The 23,656-nt window shown below is 43.3% G+C and carries 28 protein-coding genes; 13 read left to right on the forward strand and 15 right to left on the reverse strand.

What is annotated here, in order from left to right:
• Positions 1 to 284 precede the first annotated feature (284 nt).
• The 10 genes from scpC to dcd all read right to left on the reverse strand — a co-directional run bounded on the left by scpC (position 285) and on the right by dcd (position 9,127).
• Complete coding sequence (gene scpC, locus LU297_RS01690) at positions 285 to 1,799, reverse strand: succinyl-CoA:acetate CoA-transferase ScpC (protein ID WP_263076691.1); 1,515 nt, start codon at positions 1,797 to 1,799, stop codon at positions 285 to 287.
• A 282-nt stretch (positions 1,800 to 2,081) separates the two neighbouring features.
• A protein-coding gene (prfB, locus tag LU297_RS01695; RefSeq protein ID WP_263076692.1) for a peptide chain release factor 2 occupies positions 2,082 to 3,177 on the reverse strand; the annotation gives its coding sequence in 2 pieces (ribosomal slippage) (positions 2,082 to 3,104 and positions 3,106 to 3,177; 1,095 coding nt in all).
• Positions 3,178 to 3,279: 102 nt separating this feature from the next.
• Positions 3,280 to 3,957, reverse strand: coding sequence for an HAD family hydrolase (locus LU297_RS01700; protein WP_263076693.1), 678 nt, complete (start codon positions 3,955 to 3,957; stop codon positions 3,280 to 3,282).
• Between the two features lie 112 nt (positions 3,958 to 4,069).
• Positions 4,070 to 4,765, reverse strand: a complete 696-nt coding sequence (locus LU297_RS01705) for a YidB family protein (protein ID WP_263076694.1) — start codon at positions 4,763 to 4,765, stop codon at positions 4,070 to 4,072.
• Between the two features lie 127 nt (positions 4,766 to 4,892).
• Positions 4,893 to 5,366 (reverse strand): hypothetical protein, encoded by a 474-nt coding sequence (locus tag LU297_RS01710; protein WP_263076695.1) that lies wholly within the window; start codon positions 5,364 to 5,366, stop codon positions 4,893 to 4,895.
• 3 nt (positions 5,367 to 5,369) lie between these two features.
• Complete coding sequence (locus LU297_RS01715; protein WP_263076696.1) at positions 5,370 to 5,624, reverse strand: FAD assembly factor SdhE; 255 nt, start codon at positions 5,622 to 5,624, stop codon at positions 5,370 to 5,372.
• A 364-nt stretch (positions 5,625 to 5,988) separates the two neighbouring features.
• The gene (locus LU297_RS01720; RefSeq protein WP_263076697.1) at positions 5,989 to 6,567 is read right to left on the reverse strand and encodes a DUF4126 domain-containing protein; all 579 of its coding nucleotides are present in this window, start codon (positions 6,565 to 6,567) and stop codon (positions 5,989 to 5,991) included.
• The gene (gene dacB, locus LU297_RS01725) at positions 6,564 to 8,081 is read right to left on the reverse strand and encodes a D-alanyl-D-alanine carboxypeptidase/D-alanyl-D-alanine endopeptidase (protein ID WP_263076698.1); all 1,518 of its coding nucleotides are present in this window, start codon (positions 8,079 to 8,081) and stop codon (positions 6,564 to 6,566) included. The genes LU297_RS01720 and dacB overlap by 4 nt, the downstream gene beginning before the upstream one ends.
• 26 nt (positions 8,082 to 8,107) lie before the next feature.
• The gene (locus LU297_RS01730; protein WP_263076699.1) at positions 8,108 to 8,395 is read right to left on the reverse strand and encodes a polyhydroxyalkanoic acid system family protein; all 288 of its coding nucleotides are present in this window, start codon (positions 8,393 to 8,395) and stop codon (positions 8,108 to 8,110) included.
• A gap of 156 nt (positions 8,396 to 8,551) precedes the next feature.
• Positions 8,552 to 9,127, reverse strand: coding sequence for a dCTP deaminase (gene dcd, locus LU297_RS01735; RefSeq protein WP_263076700.1), 576 nt, complete (start codon positions 9,125 to 9,127; stop codon positions 8,552 to 8,554).
• A 43-nt stretch (positions 9,128 to 9,170) separates the two neighbouring features.
• Between dcd and LU297_RS01740 the strand changes: the two genes are divergently transcribed.
• The 13 genes from LU297_RS01740 (at position 9,171) to LU297_RS01800 (ending at position 18,608) form a co-directional block, all read left to right on the forward strand.
• A complete protein-coding gene (locus LU297_RS01740; protein ID WP_263076701.1) occupies positions 9,171 to 9,332 on the forward strand; it encodes a hypothetical protein in 162 nt (53 codons plus the stop codon).
• 81 nt (positions 9,333 to 9,413) lie between these two features.
• Positions 9,414 to 10,001 carry a 16S rRNA (guanine(966)-N(2))-methyltransferase RsmD gene (rsmD, locus tag LU297_RS01745; RefSeq protein WP_263076702.1) on the forward strand — a complete coding sequence of 196 codons (588 nt, stop codon included), beginning with the start codon at positions 9,414 to 9,416 and terminating at the stop codon, positions 9,999 to 10,001.
• 102 nt (positions 10,002 to 10,103) lie between these two features.
• Positions 10,104 to 10,286, forward strand: a complete 183-nt coding sequence (locus LU297_RS01750; RefSeq protein WP_263076703.1) for an NF038104 family lipoprotein — start codon at positions 10,104 to 10,106, stop codon at positions 10,284 to 10,286.
• Between the two features lie 224 nt (positions 10,287 to 10,510).
• Positions 10,511 to 10,942: a 50S ribosomal protein L13 gene (gene rplM, locus LU297_RS01755; protein WP_263076704.1), complete on the forward strand. Its 432-nt coding sequence runs from the start codon at positions 10,511 to 10,513 to the stop codon at positions 10,940 to 10,942.
• A 12-nt stretch (positions 10,943 to 10,954) separates the two neighbouring features.
• The gene (gene rpsI / locus LU297_RS01760) at positions 10,955 to 11,341 is read left to right on the forward strand and encodes a 30S ribosomal protein S9 (protein WP_263076705.1); all 387 of its coding nucleotides are present in this window, start codon (positions 10,955 to 10,957) and stop codon (positions 11,339 to 11,341) included.
• Between the two features lie 443 nt (positions 11,342 to 11,784).
• Positions 11,785 to 12,369 carry a ubiquinol-cytochrome c reductase iron-sulfur subunit gene (gene petA, locus LU297_RS01765; protein WP_263076706.1) on the forward strand — a complete coding sequence of 195 codons (585 nt, stop codon included), beginning with the start codon at positions 11,785 to 11,787 and terminating at the stop codon, positions 12,367 to 12,369.
• 22 nt (positions 12,370 to 12,391) lie between these two features.
• A complete protein-coding gene (locus tag LU297_RS01770; protein WP_263077304.1) occupies positions 12,392 to 13,597 on the forward strand; it encodes a cytochrome b in 1,206 nt (401 codons plus the stop codon).
• Positions 13,597 to 14,322, forward strand: a complete 726-nt coding sequence (locus tag LU297_RS01775) for a cytochrome c1 (RefSeq protein ID WP_263076707.1) — start codon at positions 13,597 to 13,599, stop codon at positions 14,320 to 14,322. The genes LU297_RS01770 and LU297_RS01775 overlap by 1 nt, the downstream gene beginning before the upstream one ends.
• A 105-nt stretch (positions 14,323 to 14,427) precedes the next feature.
• Complete coding sequence (locus LU297_RS01780) at positions 14,428 to 14,751, forward strand: ArsR/SmtB family transcription factor (protein ID WP_263076708.1); 324 nt, start codon at positions 14,428 to 14,430, stop codon at positions 14,749 to 14,751.
• A 20-nt stretch (positions 14,752 to 14,771) separates the two neighbouring features.
• The gene (locus tag LU297_RS01785; RefSeq protein ID WP_263076709.1) at positions 14,772 to 15,410 is read left to right on the forward strand and encodes an NAD(P)H-binding protein; all 639 of its coding nucleotides are present in this window, start codon (positions 14,772 to 14,774) and stop codon (positions 15,408 to 15,410) included.
• Positions 15,411 to 15,423: 13 nt separating this feature from the next.
• A complete protein-coding gene (locus LU297_RS01790; protein WP_263076710.1) occupies positions 15,424 to 15,747 on the forward strand; it encodes a hypothetical protein in 324 nt (107 codons plus the stop codon).
• Between the two features lie 114 nt (positions 15,748 to 15,861).
• Positions 15,862 to 17,073, forward strand: a complete 1,212-nt coding sequence (locus tag LU297_RS01795; protein WP_263076711.1) for an NADH:flavin oxidoreductase/NADH oxidase family protein — start codon at positions 15,862 to 15,864, stop codon at positions 17,071 to 17,073.
• A gap of 239 nt (positions 17,074 to 17,312) precedes the next feature.
• Positions 17,313 to 18,608 (forward strand): NCS2 family permease, encoded by a 1,296-nt coding sequence (locus tag LU297_RS01800; RefSeq protein ID WP_263076712.1) that lies wholly within the window; start codon positions 17,313 to 17,315, stop codon positions 18,606 to 18,608.
• Positions 18,609 to 18,661: 53 nt separating this feature from the next.
• Here the strand turns inward: LU297_RS01800 and LU297_RS01805 are convergent, their stop codons facing one another.
• From LU297_RS01805 to folC, 5 genes are all read right to left on the reverse strand, one after another.
• Positions 18,662 to 19,024 (reverse strand): MmcQ/YjbR family DNA-binding protein, encoded by a 363-nt coding sequence (locus tag LU297_RS01805; RefSeq protein ID WP_263076713.1) that lies wholly within the window; start codon positions 19,022 to 19,024, stop codon positions 18,662 to 18,664.
• On the reverse strand, positions 19,002 to 19,901 hold the full coding sequence (locus LU297_RS01810; RefSeq protein ID WP_263076714.1) for an EamA family transporter: 900 nt from the start codon (positions 19,899 to 19,901) through the stop codon (positions 19,002 to 19,004). The genes LU297_RS01805 and LU297_RS01810 overlap by 23 nt, the downstream gene beginning before the upstream one ends.
• A 209-nt stretch (positions 19,902 to 20,110) precedes the next feature.
• On the reverse strand, positions 20,111 to 20,614 hold the full coding sequence (locus tag LU297_RS01815) for a DUF2726 domain-containing protein (protein ID WP_263076715.1): 504 nt from the start codon (positions 20,612 to 20,614) through the stop codon (positions 20,111 to 20,113).
• 85 nt (positions 20,615 to 20,699) lie between these two features.
• Positions 20,700 to 22,013 (reverse strand): SPOR and LysM peptidoglycan-binding domain-containing protein, encoded by a 1,314-nt coding sequence (locus LU297_RS01820; RefSeq protein WP_263076716.1) that lies wholly within the window; start codon positions 22,011 to 22,013, stop codon positions 20,700 to 20,702.
• Between the two features lie 252 nt (positions 22,014 to 22,265).
• Entirely contained in the window at positions 22,266 to 23,582 is a 1,317-nt protein-coding gene (gene folC / locus LU297_RS01825; RefSeq protein ID WP_263076717.1) for a bifunctional tetrahydrofolate synthase/dihydrofolate synthase, read from the reverse strand.
• Positions 23,583 to 23,656: the final 74 nt, after the last annotated feature.

Genomic DNA, 23,656 nt, shown 5'->3' on the forward strand with positions numbered 1-23,656 from the left:
ACATAATCCTATTGCCCAATCAACACAACATCGTCACGCAATCATCATGCCTGACAGACAGCAAGAGACACTCTGTTTAAACATCGACCCAAGCATTGTCACAAAGCTGATTTTAAGATGGCAAACTGAGTATGCTACACACCAAACGCCCATCTTGCCTAAGCAGTTGAGTGGTTAAACATGATTGTTAGCACCGTATCATCAATTCTCATTAATACAGCAGTAAACATCAAGCCATAAAAAAACACGACAGCCTAAGCCATCGTGTTTTTTGTTTGATTTGATTATTTGATACGCATATCGCCAGTTTCGACAAAGCGTTGATGCCATGATAGGGCTTCTAGCAAAATGTGCGGTGTATGTAGTCCGCCTGCTTTTTCGGCACGGTCGTAATAATCTCTTAGCATATCACGGTAGTCAGGGTGTGAACAGTTGTCAATAATCAGCTTGGCACGCTGACGAGGCGACTTGCCACGCAAATCTGCCATACCCTGCTCAGTGACGATGAACATCACATCGTGTTCGGTGTGGTCATGATGCGATACCATCGGTACGATTGCAGAGATTGCCCCGCCTTTGGCAGTTGATGGACTGACGTAGAATGAGAAGAAACCATTGCGAGTGAAGTCGCCAGAACCACCGATACCGTTCATCATCTTAGTACCCATGATGTGTGTTGAGTTCACGTTACCATAGATGTCCGCTTCAATCATTGAGTTCATGCCAATGACACCCAGACGGCGAATCACTTCTGGGTTGTTGCTGATTTCCATTGGGCGTAGGATAATCTTATCTTTTAGGAATTCGATGTTTTCATTAAAGCGAGCCAACGCATCAGGACTGAACGACAAAGCAGTCGCAGAGGCAGTTTTCATCTTTTTGGCTAGGATTAGGTCAAGCATGCCATCTTGAAGCACTTCGGTATAACCTGTCAAATCTTCAAATGGTGCATCAAGCAAGCCTGCCATCACAGCGTTCGCCACATTGCCCACGCCTGATTGTAGTGGCAGCAAGCTCTTAGGCAAACGACCAGCCTTGACTTCATGGTCAAGAAAATCAATCACTTGGGCGGCGATGGCTTTTGAAACCTCATCAGGCTCAGCAAATTTTGAGTTACGGTCGCCAGCATTGGTCAAAACAATGCCCAAAATCTTGTCAGCAGGACAATCTAAGGCAGTTGTACCAATGCGGTCAAACGCACCAATGATAGGAATTGGCTTACGATGTGGTGGCAAACCAACCTCAGCATAGACATCGTGCATGCCTTCTAGTCCAGCACTCAATGCTCCATTGATTTCGATGATGACTTTTTCGGCATTATTAACCGCTTCAACGCCATGCCCAATACCCATCGCAGGAATGATTTTGCCATCTTCGGTAATGGCAGTCGCCTCAATGATGGCGATGTCAAACTTACCATAGAAACCTTGACGCATCTGCTGCTCGACATGCGATAGGTGCATGTCTTGATAAGCGGTATTGCCAGCGTTGATACTGTTACGCAATGTTGGGTCTGATTGGAATGGTGAGCGGAATTTAATGGCATTGGCTTCGGCAAGCACACCATCACACTCAGGGGCAGTAGAAGCACCTGTTACCATACCAATGCCAAATGATTCGCCACGAGCGTGAGCAGCTTTGGCTTTTTCAGCGATGGCGGTCGGTAGAGCTTTTGGATAGCCTGCACCTGTAAAGCCAGTAATGGCAAGATTCATGCCGTCCTTGACAAATTCAGCGGCAGCTTCGGCACTCATCACTTTTTGGCGTAAGGCTTCATTTCTGATGCGTTCGATACTCATTGTGTTATCCTCTTGTTTTTTGGGTCATCGCCCAACAGTTTCCAAAGTATTGAATTTACAGTTGTAAATCATCTTTGATTTTACCATTAGATGAGATGTAAATAAATACCCAAAATGAAATTTCAACCAGCTTGTTTGTATTTATTGTTAATCCATCGGGCATCAAGTAGCAAAAGACACATTTTTTCTGGATTTGTTGAGCTGACATTTGGTTATTTCAAGCCAATTCTTAGCACAATAAAAACAAAAAACCACCGCATGACACGGTGGTTTGATGATGATTTACAATCCAGCTTTTAAACTTGCTTCAATAAATCTATCTAAGTCGCCATCAAGCACCGCTCCTGTGTTACTGTTCTCAACGCCAGTACGCAAGTCCTTAATGCGTGAATCATCAAGCACATAAGAGCGAATCTGCGACCCCCAGCCAATGTCAGATTTGCTGTCTTCTAGGGCTTGCTGTTTTTCCATGCGTTTTTGCATTTCTAGTTCATACAGCTTGGCACGCAGCATTTTCATGGCGGTGTCTTTGTTGGCATGCTGTGAGCGTTCGTTTTGACACGCCACGACCACCCCTGTGGGTTGGTGGGTAATACGCACCGCAGAATCTGTGGTATTAACATGCTGACCGCCAGCACCTGATGAGCGATAAGTATCGATACGCAAATCAGCAGGATTGATGTCAATCTGAACATTATCATCAATTTCAGGGGAAACAAACACCGCCGCAAATGAAGTATGACGACCATTATTGCTATCAAACGGCGACTTACGCACCAAACGATGCACACCTGTCTCGGTGCGTAACCAACCAAAAGCATAATCGCCCTTGACTGAGATGGTTGCTGACTTGATGCCAGCCACGCCACCTTCGCTGATTTCGATGATTTCTGCCTTAAAGCCGTGCGACTCACACCATCTGGTGTACATTCGTAGCAACATCTGTGACCAATCTTGGGCTTCTGTACCGCCAGAACCTGCCTGAATGTCCAAATAGCAATTATTGGCGTCCATCTCGCCAGAGAACATACGCTTAAACTCTAAATCCTCAACCTTAGCACGAGCTTCATCAAGCTCACTTTGCACATCGGCAAGCAAGCTCTCATCATCTGCCTCCACCGCCAGTTCAAGCATGGCAATGGCATCTTCTAAGCTGACATCCAGCCCTTCAATGACACCGATAATGCCGTCAAGCACCGATTTTTCTTTGCTAATCTTGGTGGCAAGCTCTGGATTGTTCCATAGTTCAGGATTTTCCAGTTCCAGATTGACTTCTTCTAAGCGTTCTTTTTTGCCTTCAAAGTCAAAGATACCCCCGTAGCTCTTGCCCACGAGCAGCTAGGTCTTTGATTTGTTCTTGATAAATGGCGATTTCCATAATAACTCCAATAAAACTTTTTTGGTACAAAATATACCAAACACTCATCACAGCACGATAAAATGGCAAATTATACCAAATTTTTTGCCCTGATTGCTAATTTTATGCCATTGCCCAATCTTCAATCCGCCAGCCTTGCTCTTGGGCGTATTTAGTCAATATGGCATCAGGATTGACACACACCGCCTCGTCAGCAAAAGACAACAAGGGAATGTCATTTTTTGAATCAGAATAAGCAATCAATCGGTCAAACCGTACACCTTCATCAGCATATTGGCTGATTAGGCGATTCAGATGATATAGTTTGCCCTCCTTAAAGTTTGGGCGGTCAGCAACTCGACCAGTATAAGCATCATCAATCACTTCCAGCTTGGTTGCCAAAGTATGCTTTTCATCAATCCCAAACAGACCTGCAATCGGCACGACCACAAAATCATTGGTCGCTGAAATAATAACCACCGTATCGCCAGCTTGTCTGTGTTTGTGGATTTGTTGTATGCCCAAAGGTCGCATGTTTGGCTTAATCCAACTATCCAGATACGCTTGTCGATGAGCGTGCAACTTACTCATGCTCTGCGTTTTTAGAAAACCTGCCACAAATTCATTATACTCAACTGCATCTAGCGTGCCAGCAATATAATCTTGATAAAATTTATCATTGGCATTGGCATAGAACTTTGCATCAATCAAGCCTTGCTCGACAATAAACTGCCCCCAGCTATGGTCACTGTCCATATTCAACAAAGTCATATCCAAATCAAATAATGCCAAATTTGCCATTATTTTAGCTCCTGTTTTGCTTATCAAATCCGTCCTAATTATCCCCCATCTGCCCAAAACTTGCAATAAAAAACCAGTCCATACCGACTGGTTTTTTGTAGTCAAAACAAAATTATCTCATGTTTTGCATTTGAGCAAGTAATTGAGCAATCTCATCATTTGCCGCACTTTCTGTTTGCAAATCGCCCTGCGGTGTCAGACCATTAACCACTTGGGGTAATAGTTCAGCAATGCCCTGACAAACCTCATGTTGGCTAGCACCTGTTTGTTGGCAAGCGGCATCAATCTCTTCTGCACCGAATAATTGTTGGATATCGCCAGCATCGATGCCATCATTATCTTGGTCAATATTGACCCAAGATTGAGCCTGACTGCCCATACCCTGATTGGATAGTTTGCCAAGCAGACCTGACAGACCGCCATTTTTTTGGATAAATGCCAACACGATGGGTAATAAAGCAATCAATAGCGCGCCTTTATTAAAGCCACCTTGCTGACCAGCAGACTGGCTACCAAGCACATTACCCAAAATACTGCCCAAATCAGTTGGGCTGGCGGTGGTCTTTTGACCGCCAAGTACACTGCCCAATACAGCATCTAGACCGCCTTGTTGTCCAGCAGACCGACCACCAAGCACATTGCCTAATAGACCACCCAGACCAGCATTCGACTGATTGCCGCCTTGCATAGCACCTGCCAAGCCGCCAAGCAGACCGCCTAGACCAGCTTGATTTTGGGTGGGCTGCTGTGTTTGACCTTGTACGGCATTTTGGATTACTTGGGTAACGATACTTTGTAATAGACTCATTCTGATATTCCTAAAAAAAATCATCTGGCAAGATTGCCAACTTTGACACACATCATAACAAATCCAATCAACAATCCTTGTATTTATTATGCGTTTATCTGTATCATTCTTGTTATCGTCATGCCAATCATCGATATTGACTGGGGCTAAATTTGGATAAAACAACCAATTTGGCAAACTTATTTTTTGGCAACATGTCATCAAAAATCAGTACCGTCATCGACCGCTTTTTTGGCAAAATGATAAAAAACTGCAAACCAATCACTTGTGCCACGCCCAAATCAGCGTGCCATACTTTGACCAAATAGCCTTGCCATAGCTGCTTAGGCTGAGCAAACAAAACACTCTCAATCTGCCAAAGTTCATCAATGCTTTGTGTGCCAAGTGATACAATGCGTCGCTCTATTGCCCACCATACCATCAAGCCCACACAAACCGATAGCCAAACCAACCAATGCCACCAAGACAAATTGGCTGCCAATAGCAATATCGAAAAACAGGCAACCACTCCCAATAAAATCCACCATCGGCGATAAGAAAACCCCAAATCAATCTGCAAATCCAGACGATTTTTTGAGTGTGATGATGGACGATTTGGCATAAATCAACTGGCGTATTTGAGTGCTTTTAGTTTTTGAATCAATGCCCATACCGCCTCTTCGGCTGGTCGCTCTTGCTCCAAAAAAAACAGCAGCAAATCAGGGTCTTCATAGCCAAGCAAGGTTTCAAACGCTTTTTGCTCATCAGCATCTGCATTTAGATAGTGCGACTTGACATAAGGGTCAATATAAAAATCCAGCTCTTTTAATCCACGGCGTGCCTGATAAATGATACGGCGTTGAGCATCGGTTGGGGTCATGATTCACTCCATCAAAAAAAAGGTTCTGGTTCAAAAAGTATGCTACAAAAAACCCAGTTTGGCATACTTTTTAGACCACTACCCAAAAAATCAACCACTTGCTTTGGCAAATGATAAATATTTAAAAAAATTTTAAGATAACCACAAACAGCCAGCCACATCAGCGTTTTATTTTTGGCGGTGTTATCTTGTTTTGGTGTCATCGCCATATATTAACAGATTTGGGCATCACTTGGCAAAATCGCCAAGCCAAAAAAATCATGACCTTGCAAACTAATTTCATTAAAACAATCATCTTTTTGCCCATGATTGATGTATTATTCAAAAAAAATAAACGCCCAATCATGAGCGTTTTTATATCAAATCATTGAGCTTGACTGGTAAATTTGCGTTTTAATCTGACCATCAGCCAAATCAAGACAATCACACCAATCACTGCAATCGCCATACCCAGCACAGGCATAAAAATCGTCAATGCTGACAAACCAACCGCAGCACCTGTCTCTGCCATGCCAAAAGCAGGATTGGCAGTGCCAGCTGTCGTGGCGGTCGATACCGCACGAGTGGCTGCCGAAGTACCTTTAATAGTGGCGGCAGCTCCACCGCCAGCCACGATTGCCAACGCCCAAGTGGTTGCAGGGCTAAAATCAGTCAGCGTGCTTGCCATCACCAAAGTACCAGCCACGCCCGCCAATGGCACAGCAATGGTGTCTAACAGATTATCCACCACAGGCACCAGATAGCCAATGGATTCCACCACGCTTGCCACACCCAAAATCACTAAGGCGTACACACTGCCGACCCACTGCCAAGTCTCATTGAGCGGAATGACGCCAAAATAGGACGCCAGCGACAATCCAAACAATGGCACAAAAACTCGAAAACCAGAACTTGCCGCAAGCCCGATACCTAAGCAAATACTCAATATCATCTCGATGGTCATGACGATTTCTCACTTACATTGGTTGATGGTTGCTGGGTATTGGTGGGCGATGACGATTTGCCAAAAACAGCAATCTCCTTGATGATTTCATCAATGATACTGATGCCATGTCCATTGATGCCAGCATTTTGAGCATTGACAAACACGACCACCACATACCAATTATCCGCACCATCTTTGGCATAACCTGCCACCGATGCCACATCATTGAGCGTGCCTGTTTTTAGCCATGCACGCCCAATGGCTGGGCTGTCTGGGTGTCTTTTGGCAAATGCCGCCATCGTGCCAGCCTGCCCCACCACAGGCAATGACGCCAATAATGGTTCAAATACCTCAGATTGATAAGCATATCTTAATAGGTTTGCCATCGAAGTTGGGCTGATTTGGCAATCACGGCACAAACCAGAGGCTCGGCTCATTTTAGGTGGTTTGCCATCAATCTTCTTTTGCCACCAGTCATTGATAAAAGCAAATGCCTGTGTATAATCACTGCGTGTCGCCCCAGCAAATAATGGTAGACTCAACGCCAGTTGTTCAGTCATCACATTATTAGAAAACTGGTTGATGTCGCGCACCTGCTCAGCAAGCGATTTGGAAAAATGACGCACGATGGGAAATTTGGCTTGCCGTTCTGCCAATTTGTCAGCATCAAACTGCTCGTCAATAAAACGCACCTTGCCAGCAAATGTTGGGTCCAACTTTTGCCATTCGCCCTTGACCGCTTTAATGGCAAACTCTGACGAATCCCCAAAAGCCAGCCACTTGCTATTTTTGGCACATTGATTGGAAATTACACCATGAAGGCTTAGCTGGCTTTTGCTCAACTCCATTTTTGGTTCATTGGCTCGGTTGCACTCCCCAGATGATGCAGCGATACTGCTTGGTGATTCAAAATCTGCCAAAGTTGGCGATACCTGCACCAAAGCACGACTTTCGCCAATCGCAGGAGTAATCTCCACTTCAATCGTACCAAAATTCACCAAAAACGCATGCGGTGATGCATTATAAGCACGGGACGACTGTCCGTCAAAAGCCCCTGTATCAAATGCCACATTGCCAAAAGCACGATCGTCAATGATGATGTCGCCTGTGATGTGCCAAACGCCCTTTTCTTTTAAGGCACCAAGCAGATTGCGTAGTTGTCCATAGGTCATCGCAGGGTCACCAGATGCCACGATGACAACATCGCCATAAAGCACACCACCCACGACCACGCCATGCTGATAAATGGTGGTTGTCCAACGATAATCCGCCCCCATATTATCTAGGGCGGCAATGGTGCTGACCAATTTTTGAGTAGAGGCTGGTGTTTTGACATCATCAATCTGATGATGGATTTGATAGCCTGCCACCGATTTGTCCATCGGTTCAACCAGCACGCCCACCGCCGATGGCTCAATGTGTGCCTCAGTCAGTTTGGCTTGTATATTACTGGGCAAATCAGCCCAAGCCTGAATACTTGCCAGCAAACAAATGGGTAGTGATTTTTTTATCCAGCCAGTGGCAACATTCATAGAATACATCAATCTCATGATTTATATTAGCTAAAATATTTTTGCAAACCTTCATTAATGCCAGCACTAATAGCACCTTTGAGTGGCTTGGCAAAAAACCCCAAGTTGGCTTCAAAAACAATCTTATCAGCCGTCAAAGTAGCCTTGGCATCAACGCCAGCCTTACTGATGCTGGCAGTGTCTTGCTCGACCCCTTCAACATAATTGGCTGTCAGACCAAATTGCGACTCAGCCTCTGCCAGCCACTGTTTGGCATACTGTCTGGCGGTCAAAAAATCAAATTGATGTTGTTTTTCAATCAAAATATCACTCATCATACACCTTTATCATGGTAATCAGCCCGTCTATTGTAACTGAATCTTGACCAAAATATGAGTATTATTGTGATGATAATTTGTAATCATCATCACAAAACCCCTTTAATCACAATATTTAAAGGGGTTTTGTTGATACAGACAGCGGGCGATATATCAAGTTTTTGGCAAAGTCACGCCCGTTTGTCCTTGATATTTACCGCCACGGTCTTTGTAAGAGGTTTCGCACACATCATCAGCATCTGATTGGAAAAATAGCATCTGAGCCACACCTTCGCCTGCATAAATACGAGCTGGCAGATTGGTGGTGTTACTAAATTCTAGGGTAACATGACCTTCCCATTCAGGCTCTAAGGGCGTAACATTGACAATGATACCGCAGCGAGCGTAGGTGGATTTACCAAGACAGATGGTCAAAACATCTCGTGGAATCTTAAAATATTCCATCGTCCGAGCCAAGGCAAATGAGTTTGGCGGAATGATACACTCATCGCCCACGATGTCAATGAAGCTGTTTGGGTCGAAATTTTTTGGGTCAACGATGGCAGAATGCACATTGGTAAACACTTTAAACTCTCTGGCACAACGCACATCGTAGCCATAGCTTGAAGTGCCATAACTGACCAGTTTGTCGCCCTGCTCATTATAGCGAACTTGATTTGGCTCAAATGGCTCAATCATGCCATGCTCTTGTGCCATTTTGCGAATCCAGCGATCGGATTTGATAGACATAGTTTGCCCTTTTTTGATAACTTTGGTCGATTTGGTGCATTATATGCTATTTACCATCATTTTTGTAGCCATTGATTGCAAATCATTGATTTTTGGTTGGCTGACCGACCAAGACCCTCGCTCATTAGCAACCATCGCACGCCACCAAAAAAATTCACAGTCCAGTACACAAAAAATGTCAGCACCGCACAATGGCAATTCTTGATGAATTTGACTATAATAATTCTTATCAAGTCCCAAAAAATAATCTTAACTGACGCACATCGCTAACATCTTACCAAATTTTATGAAAAAAAAGCCACGCTCAACCACCCCAAAAACCACCAATCAAGTTCGCATCATTGGCGGTATGCATAAACGCCGACTGCTTAGCTTTATTGATGCTGATGGATTAAGACCCACGCCAGACCGTATGCGTGAGACATTATTTAATTGGCTTATGGGGCATCTCAGTGATGCCACCGTGCTTGATGTTTGTGCTGGTAGCGGTGTTTTGGGTGCAGAATGCCTATCTCGTGGAGCAAAATTCGCCACATTCATTGAATACCAAACCGCCCAAGCCAAGCTACTAAGCGACAACCTAAACACCCTGCGTCTTAGCGAGCAAAGCCAAGTCATTGCAGGCGATGCCTTGACCAAATTACCCAGCTTAACACAAACTTATGACATCGTATTCATTGACCCACCATACGCACTTAATCTATGGCAAAAACTGCTCAATATCTTGCAGGACAATAAACTGATACACCAAGATAGCCTGATTTATTTGGAAGCTGATAAAAGCATTGAGACCATCATCAATCTTGATGATTATCACATCATCAAAAACACAAAAACAGGTCAAGTGCACAGCTATCTATTGCAAATCGCCTAAAAAACACACAAACAATCGCCCAAATACAAATTTTTATTGCCAAGTCATTGGGTGTGGCATAGAATAAAGCCTTCTTAATCACTATTGATAGAGCGTGATAATATGAAATCACTAAAAATCGTTATTCTGCTGACCGCTTGTTTTAGCTTGCAAGCCTGCGTGCATAAACTAGTTACCGTCCCTGCCAAAATCGCCTATAAAACCACCAAAGGCGTGGTCAAAGGTACGGTTGCTGTTGGTAAAGCCATCATTCCTGGCGACAGTAGCGACAAAGATAAAAAATAATCTGCCAGACAGCCCATCAAGCACCAAAAATTCTTTTTGGTGTTTTTGTTAAAATATGAAAAAACATTGAACGAAACAGTTGCATTAAATTGCCAAAATAGGCTATAATGTGGGCTGTTTTTTGAGAGCCCTTCGTTTCCCAACTCTGAAAAACAAATAAAATCAGGCAATCGCTTGAATTTTTTATTTGTATTACTCTCAAACTCAACTTAAATAGGTTTTATATGACTACTACTATCAGTGCCAAACCAGCTGAAGTTGTACATGACTGGTATGTCGTGGACGCCGAAGGCAAAACGCTAGGTCGCCTAGCTACTGAAATTGCATCTCGTCTGCGTGGCAAACACAAGCCATCGTACACCCCACATGTTGATACTGGCGATTATATCGTGGTTATCAATGCTGACAAGATTTCTGTTACTGGCAAAAAAGCTCAGGATAAGAAATACTATCGTCACACTGGTTATCCAGGCGGCATCAAAGAGACCAATTTCACCAAACTTCTTGCTCACAAGCCAGAAGATGTGTTGCATAAAGCTGTTAAAGGCATGCTTCCAAAAGGTCCTTTGGGCTATGCAATGATTAAAAAGCTAAAACTGTATGCAGGTACTGAACATCCGCACGCAGCACAGCAACCTAAAGTACTAGACATCTAATAAGGAGACATTATGGAACGCAATTACGGCACTGGTCGCCGCAAGACTTCTACCGCTCGTGTCTTCTTGTCTAAAGGCACAGGTAACATCGTTGTAAACGGTAAATCACTAGACGAATACTTTGGTCGTGAAACTTCTCGTATGGTTGTTCGTCAGCCGCTAGAACTTCTAGAACTAACTAATAGTGTTGATTTGTACATCACTGTTGTTGGTGGTGGTATCAACGGTCAAGCAGGTGCAATCCGTCACGGCATCACTCGTGCATTGATTGAATCTGACGAAAGCTACAAACCAGCTCTTCGCGCTGCTGGCTTTGTTACCCGTGATGCTCGTGAAGTTGAGCGTAAAAAATTGGGTCTACGCAAAGCTCGTCGTCGTCCACAATTCTCAAAGCGTTAATTTTTTATCGTTTTTTGGAAAAATCCCCATTTTATTGGGGATTTTTTTATGTCAGTCATTATTTTCACAAAAAAAATCGTCAAACACCCCTGTTTTACCCATAGAAAAATTAGGGAAAATTTGGTAAAATATTCAGTTGCAAATAAGCAATATTTCTAAACATTGGTAAAGATTGAGAGATGTTGATGTATTTGATTATTTTTTATAATCATTTTAATAAAAATATCTTTGCAATCACTCCTTTTTTATGAATTCATTAAAATTTTTGCGACTTTTTTACTCAACTTTGTAAGAGAGTAATTTATTTTATTACAAAAATAGCTTAAAATAGTCATATTTAGCAAAATAGGCACAGCAAATGTGGTTTTTTATGGCGAAATTGTTTTGCCATAGCCACACACCCAGTATGGGAATTACCCCTTTCTTTTTTGGAGGAAGTTCTAATGAGCCATGCCGAAGGCGTCAATGTAAAACGCCGTAGAGTCCTAATCGCAACCACCGCTGCCGTTGGTGCTGTCGGTGTTGGTGCGATTGCCACCCCATTTGTCCGTTCTTGGTATCCAAGTGCCAAAGCAGAAGCTGCTGGTGCAGCTGTCGTTCAAGACATTGCTGGCGTTGAAAACGGTCAAATGATTACCGTTAAATATCGTGGCAAACCAATCTTTGTTGTTAAACGCACCGAAGAAATGATTGCAAACCTAGAAAAGGTAACACCAAAACTGAGCGATCCAAACTCAGAAGCATCTGTGCAACCTGAAGAATGTAAAAATCCAACACGCTCACTACAACCGCAGATTTTGGTTGTTGAAGGTGTTTGCACCCATTTGGGCTGTGCACCAACATTCCGACCTGAGGTTGGTGCTGCTGACTTAGGCGGTGCAGACTGGTATGGTGGTTTCTTCTGTCCTTGTCACGGTTCACTATATGACTTAGCGGGTCGTGTTTATAGCGGCGTTCCTGCACCAGCAAACCTACCTGTGCCAATTTATAGTATTGATGGTACAATCCTAACTGTTGGAGAGGTGTAAGATGAGTATCGCTAAGAAATTCATGGGCTGGATAGATGCTCGCTATCCAGCAACAGAGACCTATGAATATCATATGTCAAAATACTATGCACCAAAAAACTTTAACTTTTGGTACTTCTTTGGTGTTTTGTCAATGGTTGTCTTGGTGAACCAATTGGTTACTGGTATCTGGCTAACCATGATGTTCAACCCAAGTGCCGAAGGTGCATTTGCTTCACTAGAATACATCATGCGTGATGTCAAAGGTGGCTGGCTCATTCGCTACATGCACTCAACAGGTGCATCAGCTTTCTTTATCGTGGTATATCTACACATGTTCCGTGGCTTGATGTATGGCTCGTACAAAAAACCTCGTGAGTTGGTTTGGCTTATCGGTATGGGTATCTACCTATGCTTGATGGCAGAAGGCTTCTTTGGTTATCTACTACCTTGGGGTAACATGTCGTACTGGGGTGCTCAGGTTATTCTAAACCTACCAGCGGCTATTCCATTCATCGGTGATGCTTTGGCAGAATGGGTGCGAGGCGACTACCTGATTTCTGGTATTACTCTAAACCGTTTCTTTGCTCTTCATGTAATTGCTATTCCTTTGGTATTGGTTGGCTTGGTATTCATGCACTTGGTTGCCTTGCACCATGTTGGCTCAAACAACCCAGATGGCATTGACATCAAAAAACTAAAAGACAAAAACGGTGTACCACTAGATGGTGTACCATTCCACCCTTACTACACCGTGCATGATATGGTTGGTATCGTGGTGTTCTTCATCTGTTTCTTTGCAGTGGTATTCTTTGTACCAGAAGGTGGTGGTTATTTCTTAGAAAAACCAAACTTTGAAGTGGCAAATGCTCTAAAAACACCGCCACACATTGCTCCTGTTTGGTACTACATGCCATTCTATGCCATCTTGCGTGCTGTACCACACAAACTAGGCGGTGTCATCGCAATGGGTGCTGCAATTGCTGTGTTGTTCGTATTGCCTTGGCTAGACCGTTCACCAGTGCGTTCAATTCGATACAAGGGCATTTTGTCAAAAATCGCTTTGGCAATCTTTGTGGTTAGCTTCATTATTCTGGGCTACTTAGGTGGCACGGCTTCCACACCAACAGCAACCATTATTGGTCGTATCTGTACCGTCCTATATTTCTTGTATTTCCTATTGATGCCATTCTACACCTCAATTGAGAAATGCAAACAACCACCTGAACGAGTAACCGGAGGTCACTAATGAAAGCGTTTAATTCAATGACCAAATTTGGTGCTGGTCTTATCTTGGCTACTCTTGGTGCTTTTGCTGGCACCAATGCTCAGGCTGCAGGTGGTCACGGCTGTGGCACTTACACCCAAACTGATGGTACAGAAGTTACCTTAGAATGTAGCAAAGCTCCAATTGACCTAACCAATAAAGCTTCATTGCAGCGTGGTGCAGCCATGTTCATGAACTATTGCGTTGGCTGTCATTCAGCTCAGTATGTTCGTCATTCACGCATTGCTCAAGATTTGGATATTCCACCAGAATTGGTTGAAAAATACTTGATGGTAACCACCAAATCTATCGGTGATCATGTAACCGCTCAAATCAATCCCGAAGTGCAAGGCGAATGGTTTGGTGCTGCACCGCCTGATTTATCACTAGAAACTCGCTTGCGTGGCGATGACTGGGTTTATACTTACCTACTAAGTTTCTATGAAGACCCAAGCCGCCCTTGGGGTTCAAATAACCTAGTTCTTGCCAATGCGGCAATGCCACATGTGCTGTATAATCTACAAAATGAACTGGGTAAAGCTGAATACGAAAAGCGTGTTGGCGACCTAGTGAACTATATGGCATGGATGGCAGAGCCTGTACGCCATGACCGCAAAATCTACGGTGCATTTGTGATTATTTTCCTACTTATTCTACTAATTCCTGTTTACTTGCTAAACAAAGAATTCTGGAAAGATGTCAAATAATCCAACTTGTATCATTAAGCCGATTGCCTTTGCAGTCGGCTTTTTATTTGACAATTTGCCTTAATCATCTTACAATCAGTCTAAATTTTTAAACTTATCAAAACTATGAACGAACAAGCCCACGCAATGCAATTAATGAAAGACTGCATTCCCATTTTTACCGTGCTTTCGGACGAAAACCGCCATTTGATTTTGAAATTATTGTTGGAAAATGGGGCGATGCGGGTCAATGACATTACCGAAAATCTGCATTTGTCTCGCCCTGCGGTGTCGCACCATTTGAAAATTATGCTATCCGCCAATGCCGTCAGCGTAGAACAAATCGGTAAAGAACGCTTTTACAGTTTGGCGATGAAAGATGAAATTGAAAAAATGGGCGAATTGGTGGCATTGATGAAAAAATATTGTCCGAGTAATCAAAGTGAATGAGGCAATCAAGGTAAAATAAAATGAAAGCAATTGTTATTGGTGCAACGGGGGCGACAGGCAATGCCCTGACCCAATTATTATTAAATAATGAGCATTACCAAAGTGTGATGATTTTTGTGCGAAAACCTGTGGCAATCACGCACCCAAAATTAACCGTGCATTTAATTGATTTTGACAAACCAGATGAATGGCAGGACAAAGTACAAGGCGATGTGTTGTTTTGCTGTCTTGGCACAACTTTAAAACAAGCAGGCGGTCAAGAAAATCAACGCAAAATAGATTATGATTACCCGCTTGTGTTTGCCAATATCGCCAAACAAAATGGCATTGCACGATTTTTGGTCTTATCATCGGACGGAGCGAATGCAAGTAGCCGATTGTTTTATTATCGTTTAAAAGGCGAATTGGAAATGGCTTTGCAAAATATTGGTTTAACCCATTTAACCATTTTGCGACCGCCTTTATTAAAACGAGCAAACAGCGACCGTTTGGGCGAAATGGTCAGCGAAAAAGCCTTGTCATTTTTAAATCAATTTGGTTTATTGTTATCCGCCAAACCTATGCCAACCGATGTTTTGGCAAAGGCGATGATACAGGCGGTTACCGACAATCAAACGGGAATTTTGGAGAAAGGGGAGATTTGGAGGCTTGGTGTTTGAATTTGGGTGTCTTATGACAATTATGGGATACTCTGCCAGAGAAAACCGCTTTTTTGATAAAAAAGATTGGTATGCTTGGCTTGCTTATGGGGCGAATGGTCAGCCAATAGAAGACAATGACGACCAAGTGCAGTATTTAAACGATGATTTCAAGAAAGCCATTCGTATAACTTATGAAGAATATGGTCGTTTTGATTTTGTTTATTATGTAAGCGGTTTTGATGATGGTAAGATTTTGATTTTAAATATCATCACCAATAATCTAACTATCGCCACAACCAATTTGAATAAAACCATAGAAGATTGGTTAAATGGTGTTTTGGTGGGGCTTGACTGATTAAACATCTTGCAAATCTATTTTCAGGCAGTCTGAAAACCCCTTGACTTCCCCCACTTTCCCCTTTATAATATGTTTAAATTTTTAAACATATCAACTTAAAAGAGACGTTCTATGCTATTTCAACCCTTTACTTTCCCCAACGGCACGACTGCCAAAAACCGCTTTTTTAAATCGGCGATGGAAGAACAGCTTGCCGACAACAACAAACCCACACAAAACTTGGTCAATCTGTACCGCACTTGGGCAAAAGGTGGGGCAGGGGTTTTGGTTACAGGCAATGTGATGATAAACAAAGAGGGCAAAGGCTCGGTGAATGATGTCGTGGTGTCAAACGAAGACGATTTGGCTATGCTGACAGCGTGGGCGGACGCTGGCAAAACAGACGGCACATTGATGATTATGCAAATCAACCACGCAGGCAAGCAGTCGCCCAAAGCGGTAAATCCTGTGCCGGTTGCCCCAAGTGCCGTACCGCTTATCGGAATGGACGGCTTTATCAATCCGCCACGAGAGCTGGCAGGCGATGAAATTTTAGGATTGATTGATGGTTTTGTGAAGACCGCCCAAATTGCCCAAAAAGCAGGGTTTAGCGGTGTGCAAATTCACGCCGCACACGGTTATTTGATTAGCCAATTTTTGTCGCCACACCACAATACCCGTACCGATGAATGGGGTGGCTGTTTGGATAATCGTATGCGATTTTTAATTAAAATTTATGAGGGCATTCGTGCCAGTGTCCGTCCTGATTTTTTGGTGGGGGTCAAATTAAATTCAGCCGATTTTCAAAAAGGCGGATTTGATGAAAATGACAGTCTGGCTGTGGTAGAAAAATTATCACAAATGGGCATTGATTTTATTGAAATTTCTGGCGGTAACTACGAAAGCCCACAAATGCTCACCGCCAAACAAAGCACCAAAGAGCGTGAAGCATTTTTTATTGACTATGCCAAAAAGATGAAAAAAATCAGCCAAGTACCACTCATCATCACAGGCGGATTTAGAAGTAAAACGGCGATGAATGAGGCTTTAACAAGTGGCGATTTGGATTTGGTGGGCATTGCTCGCCCCTTTGCTCTTGTGCCTGATTTGCCCAATCAAATCCAAAATGGCACTTATAGGACGCTTGCCACAAACCGCATTCAAACAGGTGCTTCGTTTATTGACAAAAAAGCAGGGGCAATGCTTGAAATGAACTGGTATATGGCACAAATGCGTTTGATTGGTGAGGGCAAATCGCCTAATCCGAAATTGTCGGCTTGGAAGGTGCTATTTAAAACTTTATGGGAAAATGGCAAGGCGGGACTCTCTACGGGGCGAAGTTAAGCAAATCACACTTGTTAATTTGCTAACAAAACCATCGGTCAAGCCCAAAGATGCCAACTCTCATTCATTGATGATGAGGTTGTACCGATGTATTTGTTTAATTTATCCACACATTCATTCACACCACCAAATTTTGGTGGTTTTTTATGGCAAATCATCAGTAAATGTCTTGTTTTCATTGCTTTTTTTCACATTCATCACTACAATAGCGTACCTAAGCGTAACCAATGAGAAACTTTATGCTAAATAAATTTTTTGAGCTGGATAAAAAAGGCTCAACTGTCAAAACCGAAATCGTGGCAGGCATCACGACATTTTTCACGATGGTTTATATCGTGTTTGTCAACCCTTCTTTGCTGGGTATGGCCGGCATGGACGCACAAGTAGTGTTCGTTACCACCTGTCTAATCACTGCTTTTGGTACGATTGCCATGGGGTTGTTTAGCAACCTGCCCATCGCCCTAGCACCTGCCATGGGTCTAAATGCCTTTTTCACTTTCGTGGTCGTTCAAAAACTGGGCTACTCATGGCAAATTGGCATGGGAACGATTTTTTGGGGCTCAGTCGGTCTATTTTTATTGACATTATTGCAAGTGCGATATTGGTTCATGTCTGCCATTCCACTTGGCTTACGAGTTGGTATCGGGGCTGGTATTGGACTATTCATCGCTTTGATTGGTTTTAAGAACATGGGGCTTGTCGTGCCAAATCCTGATACTTTGATGGCACTTGGCGAGCTGCACGACCCAAAAGTTCTGATGGGTATTTTGGGCTTTTTTATCATTGTTGTATTGGCATCTCGTGGCATTCATTCTGGTGTACTGATTTCCATCACTGCCATCACAGGTCTTGCTTTGGTATTTGACCCTGCCGTCAGCTTTCACGGCATCATCTCAGCCCCACCCAGCTTAGGTGCTGTGGTTGGTCAAGTGGACATCGCTGGTGCATTAGATACTGCATTATTGGGTATTATTTTCTCATTCATGCTGGTCAATCTTTTTGACTCGTCTGGCACATTGATTGCCGTAACCAATAAAGCTGGCATGGCTGACGCACAAGGTCGCTTTCCAAAAATGAAACAGGCTTTGTATGTTGATAGTATCAGTGCCATGGTGGGTTCTTACATGGGTACATCAGCCATCAGTACCTACATCGAAAGTGGCTCTGGCGTGTCAGTTGGTGGTCGCACAGGCTTGACTGCGGTCGTGGTGGGTATTTTGTTCCTGCTAACCATCTTCTTCTCGCCATTAGCAAGTGTTGTGCCAGCCTATGCCACCGCTGGTGCTTTGGTATTTGTTGGCATCTTAATGGCATCAAGCCTAATTGAGGTACAATGGGACGACCTAACCGAAGCTGCCCCTGCCTTCATCACTACTGCCATGATGCCATTTACCTATTCGATTACCGAAGGGATTGCATTTGGCTTCATCAGTTATTGCATTCTTAAAGCATTTGCAGGTCGCATCAAAGAAATTCACCCTGCGGTTGCGGTGGTTTCCGCCCTATTTATTCTCAAATTTATCTGGGTTGGCTAATCCCAAACAAAAAAGCGGTCTTTGATTGACCGCTTTTTTGTATGTCAATTTCATCATTTGCTGGTCAAATCATGGCTTAAATCAATCAAAGTCGCCAATTCCTCTTGCTCAAATCCATTATCCAGCACAATCGTCAGCCAATGCTCTTTATTCATGTGATATGCTGGCAATGCCAAACCTGCTTGGCGTAAAAAAATGACATGCTCTGGATGGCATTTTAGGTTCACAAAGTCTGTCTGCCCTGCCCTATCCAAACCAAGTTTTCTCCCATCAATTCGACCAACCAAAGCAAACCATTTTTGCTTAGCATTTTGGTGTCGAAACACTGCATGATTGGGGAATTTTTGCCATAGATAAACTGGCATGATGCCATATTCATCGGCAATGTACTGCTCAATCCACATTCGTTGATTCATTAACTTGACCACGCTTAAACCATCGACCACCAAACACCTGAACAACCAACGCCATCATGACAACGGCAGAACCCAACCAATGCCAACCATTTAAAGGTTCTTTTAAGGCAAAATACGCCACCATCAAAGCAATGATGGGAATCAATAATGCCAATGGCGTGATTGTTCCTGCTGAATAACGAGCCAGCAGACTGCCCCAGCTGGCATAGCCCATCAATCCTGCCACATACGCCAAAAATCCCACCGACAACCAGCCACGCCAAGTCATGCCCTCAATTTGTTGCACAACACCAGCCACACCATGCAACGCCATCGATGCCACAGCAAATAATAACACCGTGATGACATTGCCCCAAATGACCAATGACAAAGCATTAACTTGACCGACTTTTTTAACCACTGCATTACCAACCGCCCAAGACAAAGCAGCCGCCAGCGTCAGTAGCAGACCCATCATGGGTAGCTTGCCTTGATACTGACCTACTCCAACCAACATCAAGCCCACGCCTGCCAAAATCATCGCCAGCAGATGATTTACTTTTAGCGACTCTTGCCACAAAAAATAAGCAATCAATACCGTAAAAAATGCCTGACTCTGATGAGTCAAAGCAACAATCCCTGTTGGCATGCCCACCCAAATTGCCCAAAACAACAAAGTAAACTGCCCAAAACTGATTGTCACTCCATACAAAACCAGCCAATACCACGCCACCGCTGGGCGTTTGATGATAAAAACAGCTGGCACAAGCAAGCAGACAAATCTTAATAAACCCAATACCATTGGGGAAAGCTCTTGAACGCCAAGCCTAATAAAATAAAAATTAACACCCCATAGCAGTATGACCATCACCGCCAATAAAATATCTTTTTTATTCATCTGATTCATGGTACGCTCAAACTTTCATTCATATTACATCAATTACCATCTCCATCAATCATTGATGGACTGCACAAAAAACATCTTTTGGCTCAACGCCATATCCATTTGTTGGGTAAAAAAATCATTCATCAACACATCAAAGCATGGCAATATCATGCCTTTTTGCCACCAAATAAAGGCATTGACACCAAAATCAATATTGAATATCAAGAATAGTGCTGAATGGTCGTCAAAATATCCTGACGAATGATTTGACTGCTGGGCATTTTTTCAGCATGAAATCTCATGATTGGAATGCCAGCACTGGCAAGAGCCTTGTCTTTTTTGTCATCTTGTTTTTGGCGAGCCGTACTCTCATGCGTCCAATCATCAAGCTCAATGGCGACCAACACGGTCTGCAAATCATCATCTACCACCACAAAATCCACACTTTGACGGCAAATACGATTGAACCAGAACTGTCTGTCCCTACCTGTGCTATCATCAGGCTCAATGATGCGACTGAGCTGTACTTGGCTAAAAATATGATATTCTGGCAATGCTTGTTTAATTTTATGGAAAAATATCACTTCGCTGTCTGTCATCAAGGGCATCGGCTCAAATGGCCAAATAGGCAGCTCATCGCCACGCACCATCTGTCTTTTTGGGCTGGTCAGCCAAAAAACCAGCACCAGTAGCACCACCACGCCACCCACAATCCACCAAGTCATCAACCATCTCCACCAAAAAACCAAAAAAGCACGAAATACCCATCGTTTTCGTGCTTATCCTTATCAATAAAAAAACAGTGTAAATTTATTCAACCTTATGAATAAATGCACCATCTGAATTGACACGAGAGTCATTAGCAACTTTTGAACGCAGCGCTTTGGCAGCGTCAGCACTTTTTGCTCCGCCAATCAATACCCTAGTACCACGACTGGTGTTGCTAGTATTGACCGTGTAGCCAGCTGCACGATATTGCTTGACTAATTTATCCACTTTGGCACGGTCAGGCGTGATGGCAACTTGCACTGTATAACGACCCGCCAAGTGTGGATTTTGATCCTTGCCAGACTTATTGGCTCTGACATCTGATTTGATGTTTTGTTTTTTATCATCTGACTTTTTATCAGATTTTTTCTCTTCACCTTTTTTGGTTTCTACTTTTTTACTTTCAGCTTTTTTCGTTTCAGTTTTTTTTGCTTCTGCTTTTTTGGCATTTTGCTCTTGCTTGGTTTGATTTTTTGCCCAAGCTGCTTTATTGTCTTTTGTGCGAGATGCCTGTGAGCCAGATGGGATTTTGAGCGTCTGACCTTCACGAATGATGTCGCCTGTACTCATACCATTTGCCTGTGTCAAAGCCGCCACAGAAACGCCGTGTCGATTGGCAATACCTAGCCAAGTCTCACCTGCTTGAACTTGATACTGACCTGATTTTCCAGCCTTTGAATCACGGGCATTGGTGTCAGATTTTTTGTTTTGAGCATTTTTGACCTCAGCACGCTTTGCCTCTTCCGCCTTTTTGGCTGCTTGGCGTCTTTCTTCGGCTCTTTTTTCTTCTAGGCGTTTAGCCTCATCGGCTTTTTTCTTATCCGCTTCATTGGTATTGGTGGCTGATTTTTTGGACTCTTCTGGTTTTTTGGGTAGACTAGCCTCTGCTGCTTTTTTAGCAAGTTCAGCTTTTTTTGCCTCTTCTGCCAATCGTTTTGCCTCTTCTGCTTGGCGAGCTGCCTCCACCGCCTCAGGGCGAGTTTGTACTGTCGGTAAAGCAATCAGTTCGCTTTTTGCTGCTTTATCAGCGGGTAGCACCGACTCTGAACCATTTTCGGCATTTGCCTTATTTAGGGCATTTAGACGAGCCTTTTGCTGTTCAGCAAGCAGTTGTTCTGTCTGCTTTTGCATTTGGCGAGTGTGAGCCTCTCGCTCCTTTTGTTTTTGGGCAAGTAAACGCTCCTCTGTCGCCACATCGGCGGTCAAAGGCTGTACGGTTGGCTTAGCAATTTGCGGTGCCTGACCAGTCTTTACAACAGGCTCCTGTACTGGCTTATCATTTTTTGCCAAAGCAAAAAAAGTTACGCCACCACCCAGCACCAACGCTGAACCTAATAATACTTGTTTTGAAATCATTCTCACACTCCGCATCAACCCTGCATTGGCAGTCGTTATGCAAATCAAACAACCAAAATTCTATCAAAATGATGATATTTCGACCCATCAAGTACGCCAAAATCCACCATCAAATAAATCATTATACAAAATTTGTCAATCATATCATACCAAGAATTGAACTGGCTGTAATACCTAAACACATTTTTTTACAATATAATCGCAAATTATTCAAATTTTGTTCAATTCGTGGTAATTATTTAAGCAAATTTGTCAAAAACTTTTGCCTATCAAAGCAGTCAGACTCTCACCAATGGTATGAAATGACCCAAACGCCACAATCAAATCATCATCGCTACTTGCTTTAATCACCCCTTGTGTTGCCTGTGCTAGATTGTCATAGGTAATGATACATTCTGGCTCTATTTCTTTGTTTAAGTAATCAAGCAAACACGGCAAGCTCATCGCTCGCTGATGGTCAATGGCGGCAATGTGCCACATCGCCTGAGGCAATGCTTGCTCATCAATGGCTTGACGCACCTGCTTAATGACCGACGGCACATCTTTATCGCCCAGCATTGAAAATAGGAAAAACAGATTGGCATTAGGTTTATTGGTTTGATATTCTTTCCAATATCTTGTTAGTTGTTCTAATAAAAAAATGATGCCAGCCTCATTATGCCCCACATCAAAAATCCATTGGCGATTTTCTAAGACCCTTTTGTCAAATCTTCCTGCCAACTGCACCTGTTGTAATCCTGTCTTGATGGCATTCACGGAGATATTTAGCGAACTTGCCAGCACAGCACTCACGGCATTGGCGGCATTTTTTAAAGACAGATTCGGCTTAGGTAGTGATGCGGTGATGGCAGATAAGCCATAAGTCCAATTCTCTAAATTTTCTTGATAGTCATAATGCACGCCAAGCTGACAAACCTTGGCATCTAAGGATTTGGCTTGCTCATAAACACTTGCCGGCATTTGATATTCCCCCAAAATCACGGGAATATCCGCTCTCATGATACCTGCTTTTTCTCGTCCAATATCATCAAGATTATCGCCCAACCAATCCACATGGTCAATGCCGATATTGGTAATGACCGCCAAATCAGGGTCAATGATGTTCACAACATCAAGTCGTCCACCCAACCCAATTTCTAGCACCCAAACATCACAATTTGCTTGTAAAAATAACCAAAAAGCCGCCAAAGTTGTCATTTCAAAGAATGACAGGCTCACTCCCTTGTTCAGCCTTGCCTGTTCTATCACTTCAAATGCTTTGATAAGATTATCTTCACTTATCTCGACACCATCAATGCGTACTCGCTCAGTGAATGACACCAGATGTGGCGATTGATATAGGGCGGTTTTTAGCCCTGATGCTTGGCAAATTTGAGCAATGGTCGCTGTGGTAGAACCTTTACCATTAGTACCCGCTACTGTAAACACATAGGGGCATTTGCCCTGCCAAGCAGATTTTAACAGCCCAAGTTCATCAGCCACAGGCAACACTCTATCTAGCCCCATGTCAATGGCAGACACATGAATACTGCCCATATATTCTAGCCACTGGCTTAGATTTTTTTTCATAGTCAATCCTAGCTTTCTACAACAACAAACACCCAAAACCAACGAATTGGCTTTGGGTGGGTTCATATTCCAAT

The sequence above is a fragment of the Moraxella nasicaprae genome (genome assembly GCF_025643275.1).
In the GTDB taxonomy this organism is placed as follows: domain Bacteria; phylum Pseudomonadota; class Gammaproteobacteria; order Pseudomonadales; family Moraxellaceae; genus Moraxella; species Moraxella nasicaprae.